This window comes from Calothrix sp. CBUCES-K 9914, assembly GCF_059640475.1.
On record NZ_JBXXZH010000493.1, the window covers coordinates 1 to 2,723 of the forward strand.

Genomic DNA, 2,723 nt, shown 5'->3' on the forward strand with positions numbered 1-2,723 from the left:
AGTCCAGAATTGCTTCCTAAATAATTATGTCTAGATTTTTAGAATATTTCTTAATTGCTATTTGCATTGCGGTACTACTGGTTATTAGTCGTTGGGTTGGTTCCCTTGCATATACTTGGATGCCTCCTCAAGCAACCGCAGAGGCACAAAAAGTAGACCAAATATTTAGCTTTTTAACCTCTGTTGGAACGTTTGTCTTACTTGGGCTTGTGGGGATGATGCTATATTCGGTAGTTGTCTTTCGAGCATTACCGCACGACTACAGTGAGGGTCATCCTTCTAGAGGTGATGTCAGGCTAGAAATTGTATGGACTGTAACTCCAACTTTATTAGTGTTGTGGATTGCTTTTCAAGGTTTTAAGATTTATCAGCAATTAGATATATTAAATCTTGGCCCTGTAGTACATTTACATTTACCTCTAGAAGAACCAGCCTTAGCTCAAACGGCGCCTATTCAAGACAAAGCTAAACCTGCTGACCAAATAGTTGATGTTTTTGCTAAACAGTGGGAATGGTCTTTTCGCTATCCCAATAATGTTACTAGTAACGAATTGCATTTACCAGTTAATCGTAGGACTCGCCTAAATTTGAATGCACAAGAAGTTATTCACGGTTTTTACGTGCCAGAATTCCGGCTTAAGCAAGATATTGTACCCAAGCGCGATATTGACATTGTAATTACACCCATACGTGAAGGTAAATATACGCTCAAAGATTCTCAATTTAGTGGTACTTATTTTGCCCTAATGGAGGCGCCTGTATATGTTGAATCTTTAGAAAAATATAATCAATGGCTTAATGGCGCCACTAATAAATCGATGACCGTGAGAAATAAAGCTGTAGCTGAATATACAGAACCTCCTCACACATTATTTAAAAGTGGTTGGTATACTGTTGCACCTGTCCAACCTTCTATCGCAACTGAAAGGAATATAAATAATGACACATAATGCTTCTGGTATATCTAAGTCTGAGATGTCGCAAGAAGAGCAATGGCAATACTTACGTTTCAGTACTGACCATAAAGTTATTGGTGTTCAGTACATGCTGATGACTTTCTTTTTCTTTCTGGTTGGTGGACTGTTGGCGATGCTTATTCGTGCGGAATTAATTACTCCTGCGTCGAATTTAGTAGACCGTCCTCTTTATAACAGTTTGTTTACAATGCATGGAACGATAATGATTTTTTTGTGGATTATACCGTTTAATGCAGGTCTCTCTAATTATTTAGTTCCATTGATGATTGGAGCTAAGGATATGGCGTTTCCTTTGCTCAACGCTATTTCCTTTTGGATGCTTCCTCCAGCAGGTTTATTATTACTATCTAGCTTTTTGCTGCCGAATGGTCCTGCTAAAGCTGGTTGGTGGTCTTATCCTCCTGTAAGTCTCCAGTTTCCACCCGGTCAATTTATTAACGGTGAATTTATTTGGATTGTAAGTTTATTAATAATAGGCATCTCTTCTATTATGGGGGCTGTCAACTTTGTTACTACTATCTTTTGGATGCGGGCGCCGGGAATGACTTTTTTCCGTATGCCTGTTTTTGTTTGGTCTGCTTTAAGTGCCCAGTTATTGCAGTTGGTTAATTTACCTGCTTTAACAGGTGCATTTATACTATTATTATTTGACTTATCATTCGGTACACAATTTTTTAAACCTTTATCTGAGGGCGACCCAATTATATACCAACATCTTTTCTGGTTTTACTCGCACCCAGCAGTTTACATCATGGCACTACCTGCCTTTGGTATTTTCGCAGAAGTTTTGCCTGCGTTTTCACGTAATCCTTTGTTTGGCTATCGCTCATTAGCTATAGCTTCACTAGGTATTGCGATGGTTAGTATATTTGTTTGGGCGCATCATATGTTTACCAGTGCTACTCCTGGTTGGATGCGAATGACTTTTATGGTGACATCAATGTTGGTTGCGATACCAACAGGTGTAAAAACATTTGGTTGGGTTGCCACAATTTGGAAAAGTAAACTGCATTTAGAAACTCCAATGCTATTTGCAATGGGAGGCGCCGCAATGTTTATTTTTGGTGGTGTGACTGGTATTATGCTCGCGACAACACCGTTCGATATCCATGTTAATAATACTTACTTTATAGTGGGACACTTTCACTATATTGTTTTCAATACCATTACAATGGCAATTTTTGCAGCTATTTACTTCTGGTTTCCGAAAATAACTGGAAGAATGTATGCTGAAGGTTGGGGTAAAATACATTTCTGGTTGACCTTTATTGGCGCCAATCTTACTTTCTTTCCTATGCATCCTTTGGGTTTACAAGGAATGCTACGCCGAGTTTCTTCCTACGCGCCAGAATATCAAGGATGGAATATTATTGCTAGTCTGGGAGGATTCCTACTAGGAGTTTCTACGCTGCCTTTTATTGCCAATATCGTCGGTTCTTGGCTATATGGTGTTAGAGCAGTTAACAATCCTTGGCACGCAAGTGGACTAGAGTGGACGACTTCTTCCCCACCCCCACGAGAGAACTTTGAAGAAATTCCAATTGTCAATAGACCACCCTATGACTATGGAGACCCAAGGTATTCTGTTACAGAACCAGATGACGATTAATCAAAATCTTATACATCACCGTCATGCAACGTCGTAATATCCATATAGATGAAAGTCCTATTCGTTTTGAACGCTTGCATCGGCGCCTGCCAACAAAGCTGAAGCGTTTCTTACCTATTGGTGGTGGTATTGCTCAT

Annotated in this window: 2 protein-coding genes; both read left to right on the plus strand. The window is 39.5% G+C overall.

Features of this window, described 5'->3' with window-relative positions; genetic code table 11:
- The first annotated feature begins 26 nt into the window (after positions 1–26).
- Positions 27–950, plus strand: coding sequence for a cytochrome c oxidase subunit II (locus AC2JBO_RS44380; protein ID WP_496959989.1), 924 nt, complete (start codon positions 27–29; stop codon positions 948–950).
- A complete protein-coding gene (locus tag AC2JBO_RS44385) occupies positions 940–2,586 on the plus strand; it encodes a cytochrome c oxidase subunit I (RefSeq protein ID WP_496959990.1) in 1,647 nt (548 codons plus the stop codon). The genes AC2JBO_RS44380 and AC2JBO_RS44385 overlap by 11 nt, the downstream gene beginning before the upstream one ends.
- Positions 2,587–2,723: the final 137 nt, after the last annotated feature.